The 15,613-nt window shown below is 37.7% G+C and carries 13 protein-coding genes and 1 pseudogene; 4 read left to right on the top strand and 10 right to left on the bottom strand.

The annotated features are described in order from the left end of the window. Nucleotides 1-443 precede the first annotated feature (443 nt). Both AAIB49_RS15200 and AAIB49_RS15195 read right to left on the bottom strand, forming a co-directional pair. Nucleotides 444-2,264 (bottom strand): methyl-accepting chemotaxis protein, encoded by a 1,821-nt coding sequence (locus AAIB49_RS15200; RefSeq protein WP_339216536.1) that lies wholly within the window; start codon nt 2,262-2,264, stop codon nt 444-446. Between the two features lie 2 nt (nt 2,265-2,266). Beyond that, nucleotides 2,267-4,210 carry an efflux RND transporter permease subunit gene (locus AAIB49_RS15195; RefSeq protein ID WP_481857872.1) on the bottom strand — a complete coding sequence of 648 codons (1,944 nt, stop codon included), beginning with the start codon at nt 4,208-4,210 and terminating at the stop codon, nt 2,267-2,269. 264 nt (nt 4,211-4,474) lie between these two features. On the opposite strand from AAIB49_RS15195, the gene AAIB49_RS15190 reads away from it, so the two are divergent. After that, on the top strand, nt 4,475-5,044 hold the full coding sequence (locus tag AAIB49_RS15190; protein WP_339216538.1) for a TetR/AcrR family transcriptional regulator: 570 nt from the start codon (nt 4,475-4,477) through the stop codon (nt 5,042-5,044). A 155-nt stretch (nt 5,045-5,199) separates the two neighbouring features. On the opposite strand, the gene AAIB49_RS15185 is transcribed toward AAIB49_RS15190, so the two are convergent. The 3 genes from AAIB49_RS15185 to AAIB49_RS15175 all read right to left on the bottom strand — a co-directional run bounded on the left by AAIB49_RS15185 (nt 5,200) and on the right by AAIB49_RS15175 (nt 7,623). Then, nucleotides 5,200-6,387 carry a DUF4317 domain-containing protein gene (locus tag AAIB49_RS15185; protein WP_343458524.1) on the bottom strand — a complete coding sequence of 396 codons (1,188 nt, stop codon included), beginning with the start codon at nt 6,385-6,387 and terminating at the stop codon, nt 5,200-5,202. A gap of 242 nt (nt 6,388-6,629) precedes the next feature. After that, nucleotides 6,630-7,265, bottom strand: a complete 636-nt coding sequence (locus AAIB49_RS15180; protein ID WP_343458523.1) for a hypothetical protein — start codon at nt 7,263-7,265, stop codon at nt 6,630-6,632. A gap of 1 nt (nt 7,266) precedes the next feature. Beyond that, complete coding sequence (locus AAIB49_RS15175) at nt 7,267-7,623, bottom strand: permease prefix domain 1-containing protein (protein ID WP_343458522.1); 357 nt, start codon at nt 7,621-7,623, stop codon at nt 7,267-7,269. A gap of 106 nt (nt 7,624-7,729) precedes the next feature. On the opposite strand from AAIB49_RS15175, the pseudogene AAIB49_RS15170 reads away from it, so the two are divergent. Next, nucleotides 7,730-8,944, top strand: a pseudogene (locus tag AAIB49_RS15170) (transposase); the annotation flags it as partial. Here AAIB49_RS15170 and AAIB49_RS15165 read toward each other — a convergent pair. The 3 genes from AAIB49_RS15165 to AAIB49_RS15155 are packed head-to-tail and all read right to left on the bottom strand — an operon-like array spanning nt 8,906 to nt 12,468. After that, the gene (locus AAIB49_RS15165) at nt 8,906-10,783 is read right to left on the bottom strand and encodes a PTS fructose transporter subunit IIABC (protein WP_343458520.1); all 1,878 of its coding nucleotides are present in this window, start codon (nt 10,781-10,783) and stop codon (nt 8,906-8,908) included. The pseudogene AAIB49_RS15170 and the gene AAIB49_RS15165 sit on opposite strands and share 39 nt — an antisense overlap. Before the next feature lie 27 nt (nt 10,784-10,810). Further along, on the bottom strand, nt 10,811-11,722 hold the full coding sequence (gene pfkB, locus AAIB49_RS15160; RefSeq protein WP_343458519.1) for a 1-phosphofructokinase: 912 nt from the start codon (nt 11,720-11,722) through the stop codon (nt 10,811-10,813). Further along, complete coding sequence (locus tag AAIB49_RS15155) at nt 11,719-12,468, bottom strand: DeoR/GlpR family DNA-binding transcription regulator (protein ID WP_343458518.1); 750 nt, start codon at nt 12,466-12,468, stop codon at nt 11,719-11,721. The genes pfkB and AAIB49_RS15155 overlap by 4 nt, the downstream gene beginning before the upstream one ends. A 190-nt stretch (nt 12,469-12,658) precedes the next feature. Between AAIB49_RS15155 and AAIB49_RS15150 the strand changes: the two genes are divergently transcribed. Together AAIB49_RS15150 and AAIB49_RS15145 are read left to right on the top strand one after the other, a co-directional pair. Further along, complete coding sequence (locus tag AAIB49_RS15150) at nt 12,659-14,086, top strand: hypothetical protein (protein WP_339216555.1); 1,428 nt, start codon at nt 12,659-12,661, stop codon at nt 14,084-14,086. 153 nt (nt 14,087-14,239) lie between these two features. Continuing rightward, nucleotides 14,240-14,593 carry a VOC family protein gene (locus tag AAIB49_RS15145; protein WP_339216557.1) on the top strand — a complete coding sequence of 118 codons (354 nt, stop codon included), beginning with the start codon at nt 14,240-14,242 and terminating at the stop codon, nt 14,591-14,593. 198 nt (nt 14,594-14,791) lie between these two features. Here AAIB49_RS15145 and AAIB49_RS15140 read toward each other — a convergent pair whose 3' ends face one another. Together AAIB49_RS15140 and AAIB49_RS15135 are read right to left on the bottom strand one after the other, a co-directional pair. After that, on the bottom strand, nt 14,792-14,896 hold the full coding sequence (locus AAIB49_RS15140; RefSeq protein WP_445254532.1) for a YjcZ family sporulation protein: 105 nt from the start codon (nt 14,894-14,896) through the stop codon (nt 14,792-14,794). 180 nt (nt 14,897-15,076) lie between these two features. Beyond that, nucleotides 15,077-15,595, bottom strand: coding sequence for a DinB family protein (locus tag AAIB49_RS15135; RefSeq protein ID WP_339216561.1), 519 nt, complete (start codon nt 15,593-15,595; stop codon nt 15,077-15,079). Nucleotides 15,596-15,613 lie beyond the last annotated feature (18 nt).

The raw sequence follows: 15,613 nt of genomic DNA, 5'->3' as shown, positions 1-15,613 counted from the left end.
GAATCTTCGTAACGAAGCATTACGATTAACCGCAGGAACTGCGGGGATAGCCTAATCCATAACTAACCAATAGGTTGGTGTTCTTAGGAATCCCCCACTTCAATCAGACCATAAGGTCGATAAGTGGGGGTAGTTCAATGCGAATACACTTGCTGAACTTGTCAGTGAATTATTAAGAACGAATCGCAAATGGATTGGTCCTTCTAGATGGATGGTCCGTTCCTTAAAAGAATACGATATTCAATTTACAGAACAATTCATTAAGGCGTTCGATAATTATTACAGAAATGATTCCAAAAGGGATATTATTAGACTAGTAGATACTATTTTAAAGCCATATGGGGGACGATTATTCGTTGGCTTTTCTATCGGAAAAAAATGATTTTCAACGAAAGAAACACCTGGCATTATTGCATGAATAGCAATGATGTCAGGTGCTTTTGTTATCTAAACAAATCTAAAAATAACTCCCAAAATCCTTTTTTCTCTTCCTCAGGCTCATTATTTTCATCTGGTTCTTCCTGTTGAATACTTTCTGTTTTAAATACAAACTGTACAGAATTTACTTTTTCATTCTTACTAGACACAAATGATACAGGGTCAAAATCAGATTTATCATAGTCAGACATCATCTCATCGATTTCTTCCGTCATTTGTTCTGGTAGATTACTTGTAGAATCGCTTAGCTCATTTGTGCCATCATGAAGTTCCCCAACGCCATTTTCTAGCTCATTAGTACCTTCAGACAGCTCTACCATTCCACTGTGTACTTCATTATAGGCACTAGCGATTTGGATAACTCCACCAGTATATTCTACTAAGCCTGAATGGAATGCTTTATAGTTGGCTGACAGCATTGCAATCCCTTCCTGTAATTCGCTGAAACCATCCATTCCATCTTCCTCTAGGGAGTCCGAAAGCCCATTGGCCATTTTATCTACTTGATTAGCCATTTCACTTAGCGATTTATTCACACCTGTTAATGTTTCACCAACTGCATCAAATCCCGGTTTCACTGCGGAATATGTTCCTTTTACCTTCTGTGCCGCTTCATATGTTGCTAATAAACGATTGATTACTTCTTGATCGGCACCACTTTCTCTCAAGGCACTTATTTCTTCATTGGTAATTTGATATTCCGGGATTTCATTTATCGCCTGATCCAACGCATCATAAGCATCACGATAATTTGTTTTTAGTTCATTTAAACCGTTCGCTATTTCTCCTAGACCATCGGATAATTGGTATAGTCCACCTACTAACCCCTCCAATCCCGACATATCCATCTCGTCTGTACTACTAAGAGAACGATTCAATGTTGTCAATGCATCTTCTATCTCTTTCGAACCATTTACGAGATTTGTAGAGGAATTTGCAAGCTCCTTCACACCATCTTGATATTGTTTCGATCCATCTACTAGTTGTGAAGTACCAGTATTCAGTTCGGAAACTCCATTATGCAACTCCCTAACACCATCATTTATTGACTCAATAGCGTCCGACAACGACTGAATATCTCCTGTCATGCCATCAACATCTATTCCATCAATGGACATCGAAGAAGGAATTCCAGTAAAACTGATCCCATCTAATTCAAAGCCTTCAGCATCCGCTTCAACCTCTAATTCCGCTTCATTTTCAGGCATTACGGTAAATGTCACTTGCTTATCCTTACCTGCATTTGCAATCATACCGTCATCTGCTTTAATGTTCGTAAATATTTCCGTATTAAGTGGAACAGAGATTTGTAACAAATAATTCTCCATAAATACTGGATTCACAGACTCATTGATAGCTGTCTCAATCCGAATTGTTACATGGCCATCTTCTCCAGCCAACTCTTTAGGAGAAATCTCCTTCCCGTCTAAGAAATAGGAAATTGTAATATCCCAAGGTAGGGCTGCATCATTGATATTCCCTTGATAATAAAATTTCCCTTCAGAAGCAGAGAAAGTCACTGCATCTCCTTGCTTGTTTAACTCCTGTGTATCCGATAAGTTTCTCAAGCTCGTATACGTACCGTAATCGGTAATCATTCCTGCTTGTGCTATATCCAATGTGTTAACGACATAGATTTCATTACTTTTACCAGCTGAATCTAACGTCGCGTAAATCACTTCATCCTTAGCAGTAATTTCTCCTTTTTCTTGTGCCGTACTTTCCTGTTTATTGCTGTCATTCGTTGCATTGGCAGTTACAAGAAATGACGGCAATAGAAGGATAGCAGCAGCTAAGACTAATAGTATCTTTTTCAATCTCCTCATCATCATTTCTCCTTATAATAGTTTGCTTTCCAGGTAGTTTTATCAATTATTCTATCAAACACTAATAGACAAGCAGGTAGGAAGAATACTACCATGATAAAGGCTAATAATGCTCCACGTCCAAGTAACAACCCAATGGATGCGACGATTGGATTTGAAGAGGTAATCCATAGAATAAAGCCAACACTAGATAATATCGATGCAGAAATTGCAATCGAGAATATTTTTTCATCTAATGTTTTCTTAATCGCCTTCATTGCCGACATTTCTTTTCGATTTTCTTTATATGCCTCCGTTAGCAAAATCGCATAATCGACTGTTGCTGCTAGCTGTACCGTGCTGACAATTAAATACCCAACAAATACTAAAGAGGAATTCGTAAAGTATGGAACCGATAAGTTAATCCAAACCGCTGATTGAATCGTAAGCAAGAGCACGATTGGGAAGGTAATTGATTTAAAGGTAATCAAAAGTACGAAAGCAATCGTTACAACCGTCAGGACATTAACGACAGTGTTATCCTTCTGTACTACATTTTTCATATCATATAAGGTTACAGCTTCCCCTAGAGAGTATGCTTCGTCTCCATAGTAACCTTTTGTCATTTCTTGTACTTCTTCTATTAAATCAAATGCCTGATCCCCCTCTGCTTCCGTATTCGTCTGGAGGATAATTCGGCTATAGTGCTCTGAATAAAACTGCTCCGTCACAGATTGATCCAAGTACTCGGCTGGTATTGCGGAGCCGACCGTATTTACATAGGCAAGAACACTTTTCACAGGATTCATATCCTCTAATTCTCTTACCAATGCTTCTTCCTTCGCGATGTCACCTTTTGGCACGAGTAATACCATTTGTGTGCTTTTGCCAAAGACTTCTTCAATCTTAGCAATATCATTCCCAGCGCGAGTAGATTCTGGTTGGTCACCAATCCCATAAATAAAATTAGTTTGACCTTGTGCTAAAAACGCTGGCACGAGCAGGATAAATACAATGAGTAGACTCGGCACTTTTACCTTAACAACTCGCTTACCAATGTTTTTGAATGCTGGAAGTAATGGCTTATGCTGTGTCTTATCAATCCATTTGTAAAACAATAATGTCAATGCCGGTAAGAAGACCATGACACTGATAAAACTTAGAACGATTCCCTTTACAAGGTTTAACCCTAGATCAGAGCCGATTTCAAATTGCATAAATGTAAGCGCGATAAATCCAAAGAAGGTAGTAGATGCACTAGCGATAATCGCAGGGAATGACCGCTTCATTGCTAGTCTCATAGCTTCTGTTGGATCGGATACTTTCTGGCGGTAATCCGAGAAACTATGCAAGAGGAATATCGCATAATCTAGTGATACAGCGAGCTGTAGGATTGGAGCAACAGACTGTGTAACAAAGGAAACTTCACCGATAAAGATATTAGTTCCTAAGTTGATTAAGACGGATACCCCAATAGCTGTTAAAAAGAACACAGGCTCAATCCAAGAATTGGTTGATATGACTAGAATAAGAATGATAATCGGTACTAGTAGTGCTGCTGCATACATCGTTTCCGAAACTGCCATCTTCTGTTGAGTAGCTGTATTTAGTGCTTCACCTGAGACAGCTCCATCGTCACCCACTAATTCATAAATAGCATCGGTTGCTGCCACCTCTTTTCCGGAAGCAACACTAAAGGTGAATAGTGCATTATCATCTTTATAATAGGTTTCAACCGTTTCTTTATCCGCCATTTCAATGGGGGTCTTTATATCAATCGCATCATCCAACCAAGTAACATCGGATACCCCATCGATCGATGCGAGCTCTTCTTTCATGATAAGAGCTTCCTGTATGGAAACATCATTCACCATGACACGTGTATTCGGAACTGCTCCATCAAATTCTTGTTCCATTAATTCTAATGCCTTTGTTGACTGGGCATTCTCTGGCAAGTAGTCTGTCATATTGTAGTTGACGGAAACCGCAAACTGAGCGACTACACTAATAATGGTAAAAAGAATAAAAGCAATCACAATAGGCTTTTTATTTTTTATAATTCTTGCTGCAATATCGATTATTGTTCACCCTTCCTTGCCTAAACAAAAAATCCACTATAATATTATAAAAGACACTATGTCGGTTTCACAACAAACAGTTTTGTAAAATTCGTACATTTCGCAACAGATTTTTCATTTATGTTGGATAACGTGAACGTGGAGGAGAATTATATGACTTCTGAAAAATTGGATAGAAGAAAAAAGTACACTCGAATGGTATTAAAGGATAGTTTGATGCAGTTATTAAAGGAAAAGCCGCTCTCTTCCATCACCGTAAAAGAAATATGTGAGATGGCTGATATCAATCGGTCTACCTTTTACGCACATTATCCAGACCAATACGCCCTCCTGACACAAATTGAGGATGAACTAATTGAAGACCTAAAGCACTATTTAAATACTGCGAATCTTCACGAGGAAGATGAAGCAATCGATATGACGGTTAGCCTACTGGATTACTTTTCCTCCAAACATGAAGATTGTTTAACGCTGCTAAATGAAAGGGCTGATTCGACTTTTCAACAAAAAGTTACCAATGTAGCAGAGAGTTTCATGATAAAGAACTGGATGGATATATATGACTTTGATCAGGAAACATCCAAATATATTAGCACATTTGTCATCAGCGGCGGTATCCAAGTTATTAAAATGTGGATGGCGAAGGGAATGGTTCAATCTCCAAAGGAAATGGCAAGGTTGATTAATGATCTGATAAATAAAGGGGTTGAAGGTGTTAGATGAGAAGACCCGAAACAAAAGAGACAAAGCACCTAATTTAAGTGCTTTGTCTAGAAAAGAAAATTCATGACTATGACAACTTGCTTTGCTGAATAACTGCTAAATACCGTTTATAATCGCTTGACAGCATTCAAAGCACTTACCATATAGGTAAAAACTTACTCTTGCTCGTCATTCGCCTTGTTAAATAATGCTTCTGGAATCATTTCAAATCCTTCGATTAACGGATTCTCTTCAAGCTCAATCATCATATATAGTTTCCCATCAAACTTAACCTGTTTAACATGTCTTAGTTCGGGTGGACTAACGGCTATATCTGCTACCTTTGTTTTTATTTTAATGGATTTAGAAGTAAATTTCGGTACAATATTCGTCGCCTTAAACTCATATTTTTCATCATCAATAACCGTTTTAAATGCCGTTTCTACTTTTTCCGTATCGACATCTTGTACACCACTACTTCTTAGTACTTTCTCCACATCTTTATAATCTAAGCGAGGTACTTCTTCCTCTTCATTTTCTTCAACTACACGATGGATTTCATCATATACATTGGAGAGAGTTGATGTACTGATTTGATCACCAGTTACTTTCTTTACGATTTCTTCAAAAACTACTTTGTCATCGGCAGCTGTCATGATTTCTTCCGCATTCAGCACTTCTTCAATGAAGTGGTAGTCTAATTCAAACTTCTTCCCTGCTGCATATAAAACGTGATTAACATCTGCAGCATTCTCGGTAAAACAAGGGAAAAGAAATCCAGATAATGGCGCCTTCAAATTAATAATCGGGTCAACTACAATATTGTATTTAAATTCCTTTTCGACATAGTCAAACAGTAATTCTTTTTTAGGATCTAACGTTCTGTTCATACTACAAAGAATGAACGGATTGGCATAAACCGTATCACGGTCACTTTCCTCCGATTCGGTACTCTTCTTCATCGGTTTCATATATTCACCACGGATAAAGGTTATTACAATATCCATCTCATATTGCTTATCATGAAGCATCTTCTCCACGAGTCGAAGCATTTGGTTCTTCCATTCTTCTATCTCACTCGCAAGCAACCCTTGGTGTAAAATTAGCTGACTACTATCTTCCACATCACGCTGAAACTTCAATTCAAATAATTTCTCATCCATTTGACCGGAGAGTACTTTCTTGAAGTTATCCATAAATAATTCTTTTTGTTCTTCTTCTAGTAAGTCGAAAGGGAAGCTTTGATGATGGTAAATTTCGCTCGATTCTTTCATAATGTACACATAATAAATATCATGTATTTTTAATAAATCATTGTTAACTTTAAATTGTTTACGAATATTTGCGATGTCTTTTTTGTTCAAGTTTTTACACTCCTAAGTTATTTGTTAGCATGACTTTATGGGTAAGTTCTTTCATTTTATCATATTCCTAGAAACCTAGCTTGACGTAAAAACATATAAATAGATAGCTTACTTTTTATTTCAAAAAACATTACTAAACCACAGAATGTCCCAAGTGGGTAGAGATCACTTGGGACATTAATAAATGTTAAACTAAATCTAATTAGGATTTAAAAACTTTAATATAATACAATTGGAGAAACCTAATCAAACTTGCGACGATAGTAAAAATAATACATACTCAAAGGCCACCATAAAACGGCAAATATAGGATAAACCGCCCAAACTTCACCCGGTGAGAAAAAAACATTTACACTGATAAAAAATAAGCTAATGAATAATGCTGCATGGATGGAAAAGGAAAAGTATGATTTTCTCTTAGCATGGTATAGTGAAATTGGCCACCATAGAATCGCAAAGGCTGGGAAAATAGCCCATGGATAGCCTGGTGCTAAATAGAAATTTAAACTAACGTAATATAGACTCCATACTGCACTCATCGTAATTGCCACAGACATGTTTTTATTACGTTTTTCCAAAATCATAAGAATAGGCCAAAACACAATAGGTGCTGCAGCATATAGAACCCAAGGATGATCAGGAGTTTGGATTATATTCTCTGTGACTAAATATACTAAAATCACGAAACTTCCAACCAGCGAAAACAACATGTGCCTTTTTTCTATAATGGAATAGATTCCAAATGGTATTAACAACAGTAGAAGAGCGGGATAAATAAACCATGGGTATTGAGCCCCTGTTATAAAATTTACGACGATTAGAAAAAATATTGTTAAAACACTTCCAGCGCTAACAAAGCCCCATTCATACTTTTTCATCTTATTCCCCCCTTTTTACTTTTAACCATTGATAATACATTGATAGTGGCCACCATAAAATCGCAAAGGTTGGATATACAAACCAGATGACTTGGGGGGAATAATAAAAGTTAATAAACACAAATAATCCGATAAGCAACAGGCTTGCCCAAATGGAGTATTCTAAATTTAATTTCCTGTTTTTCAAGCTTTTTACTGATTTGTGTGGCCCAGTAAAGTCAGAAACTCCCAATTCTTTTTTCAAGTCGTCGATATCACCAAACTCAACGATTGCCTTATTAATGGCATCTTCTTCCTCTTTTCCTTGTTGCATTAAATCCCAGACTTTCTCTTCAAGGTTCTGGAGTACTTCTTGCATGACGACTTCTTTATCCTTCCACTATCTCTTTCATTTCCTCAACGGAGAGCTCTTCCTCATTCTCGAGTTCCATAGCTGGGATAATTTCCTTTTCCAATAATTCATTATACTAGGAGACAGTATTCGTATGATGTGGTTGGCTCAAGGTGATGAACCAAGCTATCGCACCATCAATCGTTTTCGTTCCAATCCACTCATTGAAAATCTCTTGCGCGAATGCTTTGTGCAATTTCGGAACCAGCTCGTAGAAAAAGAATTGATTGAGGAAGAAGCAATTTTTATTGATGGAACGAAGATTGAGGCAAACGCAAATAAGTTTACCTTTGTCTGGCGCAAATCCGTTGAAAAATTGGGGAACGGAATAGTTATTCGAAAACCGATCCAGATGCGACATTTATGCGAATGAAAGATGATTATATGAAGAACGGGCAACGGAAAGCTGGTTACAATGTACAATTAGCTACAGAGGGTCAGTATGCACTCGCTTACAATGTCTTTCCAAATCCAACCGATACACGAACCCTTGATTCCATTTCTTAATACAATAGAAGAATCCTTTTTTAAACTGCCAGATTACATTGTGGCGGATGCAGGATATGGCAGTGAACAGAATTATGAAGATATCATCCAAAAACGAAATCGAACTCCACTCATTACATACAATCAATATCGAAAAGAGAAGAAAAAGAAGCACAAAAACAACGCCTTTCATGTGGACAATTGGGAGTACAACGAGGAAGAGGACTTCTATCAATGTCCGAATGGCCGCAACGTATCGTTTCGTTATTATTCCAAACGAAAAGACAGATATGGGTTTACAAGAGAAGTTAAAGTGTATGAATGCGAAGACTGTTTAGGTTGCCCACTCCGTCATCTGTGCACCAAAGCGAAAGAAGGGAACAATCGAAAGATCTACATCAATGAAAAGTGGGAATCACAAAAAGAATATGTACGTACAAAGCTTTCAGACGAGAAGACTGGTGAGATTTATGGGAAACGTAAAATCGATGTGGAACCAGTGTTCGGTTTTCTGAAGGCTAATTTGGGTTTCACCCGTTTTTCCGTAAGGGGAAAAGAGAAAGTGAAAAATGAATTAGGATTTGCGTTCATGGCGGTAAACCTAAGAAAATATACCGCTATGAACATAGTTCAAACACATGAATACAGAAATAATCCAAAGAAAAATGGTTCCAATCATCTATTTTTAGTGATTGGAACCATTTTTCACTTTTTTTGGCTGGTTATGTCCCAGCCTCCTTTAAAATTCAATTACACTATCCAATTACTTTTCTTCACTCACTGGTTTTCTCCAAAGTCCTAATAACACTGCCGAAACAATGGCACCAATTGCAAGTGATAATAGGAACAACAATGGATGCACTGCAAGTGGCGTAACAAAGATTCCACCATGTGGTGCTGGAATTGCTGATCCAAAGAATTGAGTTAGACCACCCGCAATAGCTGCACCTACTACGGATGAACCGATAACACGTAATGGGTCAGCAGCTGCAAACGGAATTGCCCCTTCTGTAATAAAGGATAATCCCATTACATAATTCGTTACACCTGATTTACGTTCTTCCGCTGAGAATTTATTTTTAAAGAATGTGCTTGCTAAGGCGATTGCAAGTGGTGGTACCATCCCACCAGCCATAACAGCAGCCATTAGACTACCATCTCCAGTATCCGTAAAGATACCAATAGAGAAAGCATATGCTGCTTTATTGAATGGTCCACCCATATCTACTGCCATCATTCCACCAAGAACGATTCCCAGTATAGCGGCATTAGCCGTTCCAAGGCCTTGTAAGAAATCAATCAATGCTGTATTAATCGTTGCAAATATTGGACCAAATACAAAGTACATTAAAATTCCAGTTAAAAATAGTCCTAGTACTGGGTAAAGTAGAATAGGCTTTAGCCCTTCTAATGTCTTTGGTAACCCGCGTAGTAATCTTCTTAATAAAAGAATGACATAACCTGCTAAGAAACCAGCAACAAGTCCACCTAAAAATCCTGCATTACTATTTACGGCAATTAAACCACCGACCATACCTGGCATTAATCCCGGACGATCCGCTATACTTAAGGCAATAAATCCAGCAAAGATTGGAATTAAGAAACTAAACGCATTACTACCGATATCATTTAAGAAAGTAAATGTTGTGCTATCATCACCTAAGAAGCTTTCAAATAAGAAGGAAAGCGCAAGTAAAATACCACCACCGACAACAAATGGAAGCATATGAGAAATTCCATTCATTAAATCCTTATAAATTCTTCCCCATATAGAATTAGGCTTATCTTCCATATCATCAGCTTTTTGCTCGCTGCCATCGGAATGGTAAATAGGAGCAGCCTTATTAACTGCCTTCGTAATTAATTCTTCCGATTTCTTAATACCATCTGCCACCGGACGTTGTAGAACATGTTTACCTTCAAAACGATCTAAATCAACTTTCTTACTAGCAGCAATAATTACCGCATCTGCACGACGTATTTCATCTTCTGTTAAGGTATTTTTCGCACCTTCAGAACCTTGCGTCTCTACTCGAATATCTACATTCATCTCTTTCGCTTTTTTCTTTAATGCATCTTCTGCCATGAATGTATGGGCAATCCCTGTTGGACAAGCCGTAATCGCAACAACAAATGGTTTCGTATCATTTGCTGGTGCTTCATTAGAAGTCTTATCTGCTTCTTCTTCCTCTTGTTCCTCCACAAATAATGCAAGAACTTCATCAGCATTAGAAGCCGCTTTTAATTGATCAACAAATTCCTTATCGATTAATTTCCTAGATAGGGCTGCTAACGTTTCTAAATGGGTGTTATTTCCGCCTTCAGGAACAGCAATCATGAAAAATAAATAGGCAGGTTGTCCATCTAGTGATTCATAGTCTACCCCTTTTTTACTTTTTGCAAAAAGTACGGTTGGTTCTGTTACTGCTTTGTTCTTGGCATGGGGCATAGCAATTCCATCGCCTAGTCCAGTAGAAGTTTGTGCCTCCCGCTTTAAAATCGCATCTTTAAATTCGGCAACGTCTGTAAGAACACCACTATTATTTAGGCTTGCTATCATTTCATCAATTGCTGATTCTTTTTCCGTAGCCTGTAAATCAAGAATCATGATGTCCTTTCTTAGTAAATCTGTAATCTTCATTTGTCTCATCCTTTTATGTTATTTCACTTATAATGGCTTTATCTCAATCTGATTAAGTAGAGAGTGAATATCTTGTTTTTTTGCTAAATCATCTGAGAACGCAGTAGCACTTCCAGATGCAATTCCCATCTTGAATGCTTGAATTGGGTCTTTAGATTGCATATATTCCCCAGTGAATCCCGCAATCATTGAGTCACCAGCACCGACTGAATTTTTAACGGTACCTTTTGGATTAATTCCTTTATACGTACCATTTTTCGTAAATAGTAGTGCCCCTTCTCCAGCCATGGATACGATAACATGTTCCGCACCTAGCTCTAGCAGCTTATTCCCGTAAGTAAGGACATCCGCTTCACTTGTTATACTGACCTGAAATAGTTCTGCTAACTCCTCTTTATTCGGTTTCACTAATAACGGGTTTAATGGTAGCGCAGTGAATAACTCCTGCCCAGTTGTGTCGATGATGAAAGAAGCACCCTGCTTCGTTATCAGTTCTACTAGTTGTAAGTAATAGTCATCCGGAAGGCTCGGTGGCTTACTTCCAGATAAAACCACAGTATCCTCTGGTGTTAAGTGACTAAGTTTCTCCATAAGTTTCTTTGATTCCTCTGGTGAGATACTTGGTCCGCGACCGTTTATTTCTGTTTCTTCTTCTGATTTTAATTTAATATTAATTCTAGTATCCTCTTGTATTTGTATAAAATCAGAACGAACGCCTTCTTTCGTAAGCCAATCGGAAATGAAACCACCAGTAAATCCACCTAAAAAGCCTAGCGCTACGGTATCTTTCCCTACTTCGTGTAGGATTCGTGATACGTTAATTCCTTTACCACCTGGTAATTTTAGGTCGTGATCCATTTTATTTAGCTCCCCAAGCGCTACTTGTGGAATGCTTACAATATAATCAATAGAAGGGTTTAGTGTAATCGTGTAAATCATGAGGTAGCCTCCAAAATCGTTGTTTTTTCTTTAAATGATGATAGGTCCAACTCAGTCTGTTCCGTAATAATCGTTACATCATCTAAATCACATACTTTGACAAACGTCACTTTATTCCACTTCGTCTGATCTGCCAAAACGTAGCTATTGGCAGATTGTCGAAATGCTAATCTTTTAATAGCTGCTTCTTCTGGATCAGGGGTTGTGCAACCAAATTCTAAATCAATTCCATTGGTACCGATGAAGGCCTTATCGAATTGATAATTCTTCAACTCACTAATACTAGTCGGACCTACTATCGCTTTTGTTGATAATTTGATTTTCCCACCCAATAGAATGGTATCTATCCCATAATCAGCTAGTAGAGAAGCATGTTGAATTCCATTGGTTACAACTGTAATGTTCCCTACCTTGATATAATCTATAATGGCAAGCGTTGTGGTACCGGCATCTAGGAAGATAACATCATTTTCTTCGATAAGCGATGCTGCAAATTTACCGATGCTTGATTTTTCTTGAACGTTTTTGAGTGATTTCTCCTTATTAGACAATTCTTCGTCTAATTGATAAATTCTCTTCGCACCACCATGAATACGCTTTAAATATCCTGCCTGTTCTAGATGGTCTAAGTCTCTTCTAATGGTAGACTCTGAACAATTTAATATCGTTAATAAATCCTGACTCTTTACGATACCGGATTCCTGTAATCGGTTTAAAATGACAGAATATCTCTCATCTGTTAACATCACATACCTCCTAAAACGGTATTTTACCATCAAAAAACTTCAAAAACAATCAAATACTACTAAAGTCAAAAATATGTCATCCATACTTATGTTTTTTTCCTACCTTGTCTCTCACTTTCACATCAATGACGCAAGCCACATAGTATAATCACCCAGAGATTTTCAATATCTGTTATTGAAGGAGTATACAATGGATCTATCATTAGCACATTGGTTATATTTAATCGGAACATTATTCATTATTGTCACGATGTTATGTAGACAAAATGTTGTCGTTCCAGCTTTAGTCATGAGCTTCTTCGTTGCTTGTGCCTTTACTGGTTCTTTATTAGATGGCATTCAGGCGATCTTCAATGCCAATTTAACAGCTGCGACTGAATTGTTTCATATTTTTTTAATTATAGCGATTATGACCGCACTTCTTGGTTCTATCCAGTCCATAGGTGCCGATGAACAGATGGTTAAACCATTCCAAAAAGTAATGCGTAATGGGACATTAGCCTTTCTCGTGCTTATTGTAATCACGTACATTTTATCGCTTTTTTTCTGGCCGGCACCTGCCGTACCATTAATCGGAGCTTTATTAATACCGGTAGCAATTTCTGCTGGACTATCTCCAATTGGCTCTGCGATCGCGATTTCCCTAGCTGGTCATGGGATGGCATTATCCTCCGATTTTGTCTTAAAAGTAGCACCAGAGCTAACAGCCTCTAGTAGTCGTGTACTAGAAGCAAATGCAATAGGGGAACAAACATTAATCCTATCACTAGTAACAGGGGTAGTCTCCTTAACAATTGCTTATTTTATGATTCGAAAAACGATTCGAAAACCAGCGAAAGAACATCTGAAAGAATGGGAGAATGGGAAAGATGAGGATTTAAACATGAAAACCGATGATAAAGATGTGATACGAGGGAAATGTACCACGGTATTTGCTTTTCTAGTACCTACAATTTTTCTAATTATCGTCACCTATGTCGTTATTGCCACGTTTTCTGATGCTGTACCAGACATAGAAGATGGAGCAGGGGCTGCACTAGTTGGTGGTACAGCGATCATCCTTATTATCATTATGTCTCTATTTCGCAATTATAGAAGAACTCTCCAGGACGTAAGCGATCATATCGTTAATGGGTTTGTATTTGCATTTAAAGTAATGGGGCTTGTTATCCCGGTGGCCGCATTTTTCTTTATCGGAAGTGGAGAATTGGCAGGGCAAATCTTCGGCACGGACCCAGATACAACACCATCCTTTCTTTTTGATTTAGTAGAGGAAGGTCAGCGTTACATCCCAAATAATGAGGTGTTCACTGCCTTTGGTGTATTACTATTAGGAATGATATCTGGTCTAGATGGTTCAGGCTTCTCCGGTCTCCCTCTAATTGGATCGCTATCCGAGGCACTTGGCACTTCAACCGGAATGGATCCCACCACCTTAGCTTCAATCGGACAAATCGGTGCCATTTGGGTCGGTGGTGGTACACTAGTCGCCTGGTCTCCGATCATCGCCATCGCAGGCTTTGCCAAGATATCTGTAATTGATTTAGTGAGAAAAAGCTTTATACCAGTCATTACCGGATTAGTAATTACCATGTTTTTTGCATTACTGTTCTTCTAATAGTAAACATGATGGTGTTGATAAGAACGCGAAAGAGCAGGGATCCTAGAGAATCTCTGCTTTTTCTATCTTTTAAATCATAATGATAAAAGGATTTACTTAGTTTGTGTGGAATTAATTATATAGTACGAAGTAGGAAAGGAGGTAGACACTATGTCAACATTGTTTCAACGAATAGACACTGTTTTTGTACCGACACGAGATATTGAAAAATCACGGAATTGGTACATGCAAGTGCTTGATGGTATACCCGATTGGGCGAGTGATAAGAGAGAGTATCAATGTATTAAGTTTGGCGATACATCGATAACCTTATTTCTTACCAATGACCCAGTATATTTTCAAGCAAGACGTAGCTTGTTTAATTTCTATGTCAATAATGCAGAGCAGGCATATAGCCATTTAAAAATGAATGGCGTCAAGGTAGAAGAGATAAAAGAATATGGTGCACGGTACTTCGCCTTTTATGACATAGACGGAAATTGCTTAGAAGTATGTGAATATTAATCCTTTCTAAAAAAGTACACCTAAGAGTGTGATTATTTATACAAGCATTCTTAGGTGTACTCATTAAGAAAATGAAAACTTTGTTTTCATTTAGGCAAATAAAAAAACTAAAAACTCTACACAATAAGTCTTTAGTTTTTTAAACTAAAAGTGCCCTCTTCCTTTTACATTCCTTTTCTCATTAAGATTGTCATTAAGCTAATTTAAACAAGCAGCACCTACAATGATTAACAGGATAAACAATACGACGATTAGAACAAATCCATTTCCATGATTATAGCCGTATCCATAATATGGTCCGATATCACATCCACATGAACTTCCATATCCCATACTTTACACCCCCTCAAATATTCCTTAATAATTTCTATATGAATAGGATATGTAAAAATGGACGATTGCGTATGTGACATTCGCCTGTATTTTTCATCTTATTATATTATTTGAAAAGAATCCTTTTAAAGTGACACAAAGAAGAAACGGCTAATTTAACACACCTAAATAAGCAACCCATGGACCGACATCCTTTTGATATCGCTTCGCCATTACCCGAGCGATTTGGGTGATATGTGTTAGATCATGGACAACCCATGTCGAGATTAATTGTTCAAGCGTTACTTCGCCAAATTCTGGATGAATACCTGTGCGTCTAAAATCAGAATCATCTTGAATAAGGGCTCGAAGCTTTACTATACTCTCTACTCGCAACCTTGCAAATTCTGCTAATGCTACATCGATTGATCTATCTTCTTTGTTCAAATGGGCAAAGCGATCAAATGGTGGAAAATGATTATCTTTATCTGGAACAAGAATAGCTGCTACTCTAGGCAGCCAATCCTCCTTCTCCGCTTCAATTAAATGCTCAACCACTTCGGAAGCATTCCAAGTACTTTCTCCTTCATTCACTTGAAGCCAACTTTCAGATAGACCAAAAAGCAAACTTTCTAACGTCTTAGGTGTTCTTTCCAAAATCTCCAGAGCCTCATCTAATTTAAAATTCACCTTTTTCCCTCCTATTTA

The organism is Ornithinibacillus proteolyticus (assembly GCF_039581225.1).
Lineage (GTDB): Bacteria > Bacillota > Bacilli > Bacillales > Amphibacillaceae > Ornithinibacillus > Ornithinibacillus massiliensis.
This window is presented reverse-complemented; position numbering and strand designations above follow the sequence as displayed.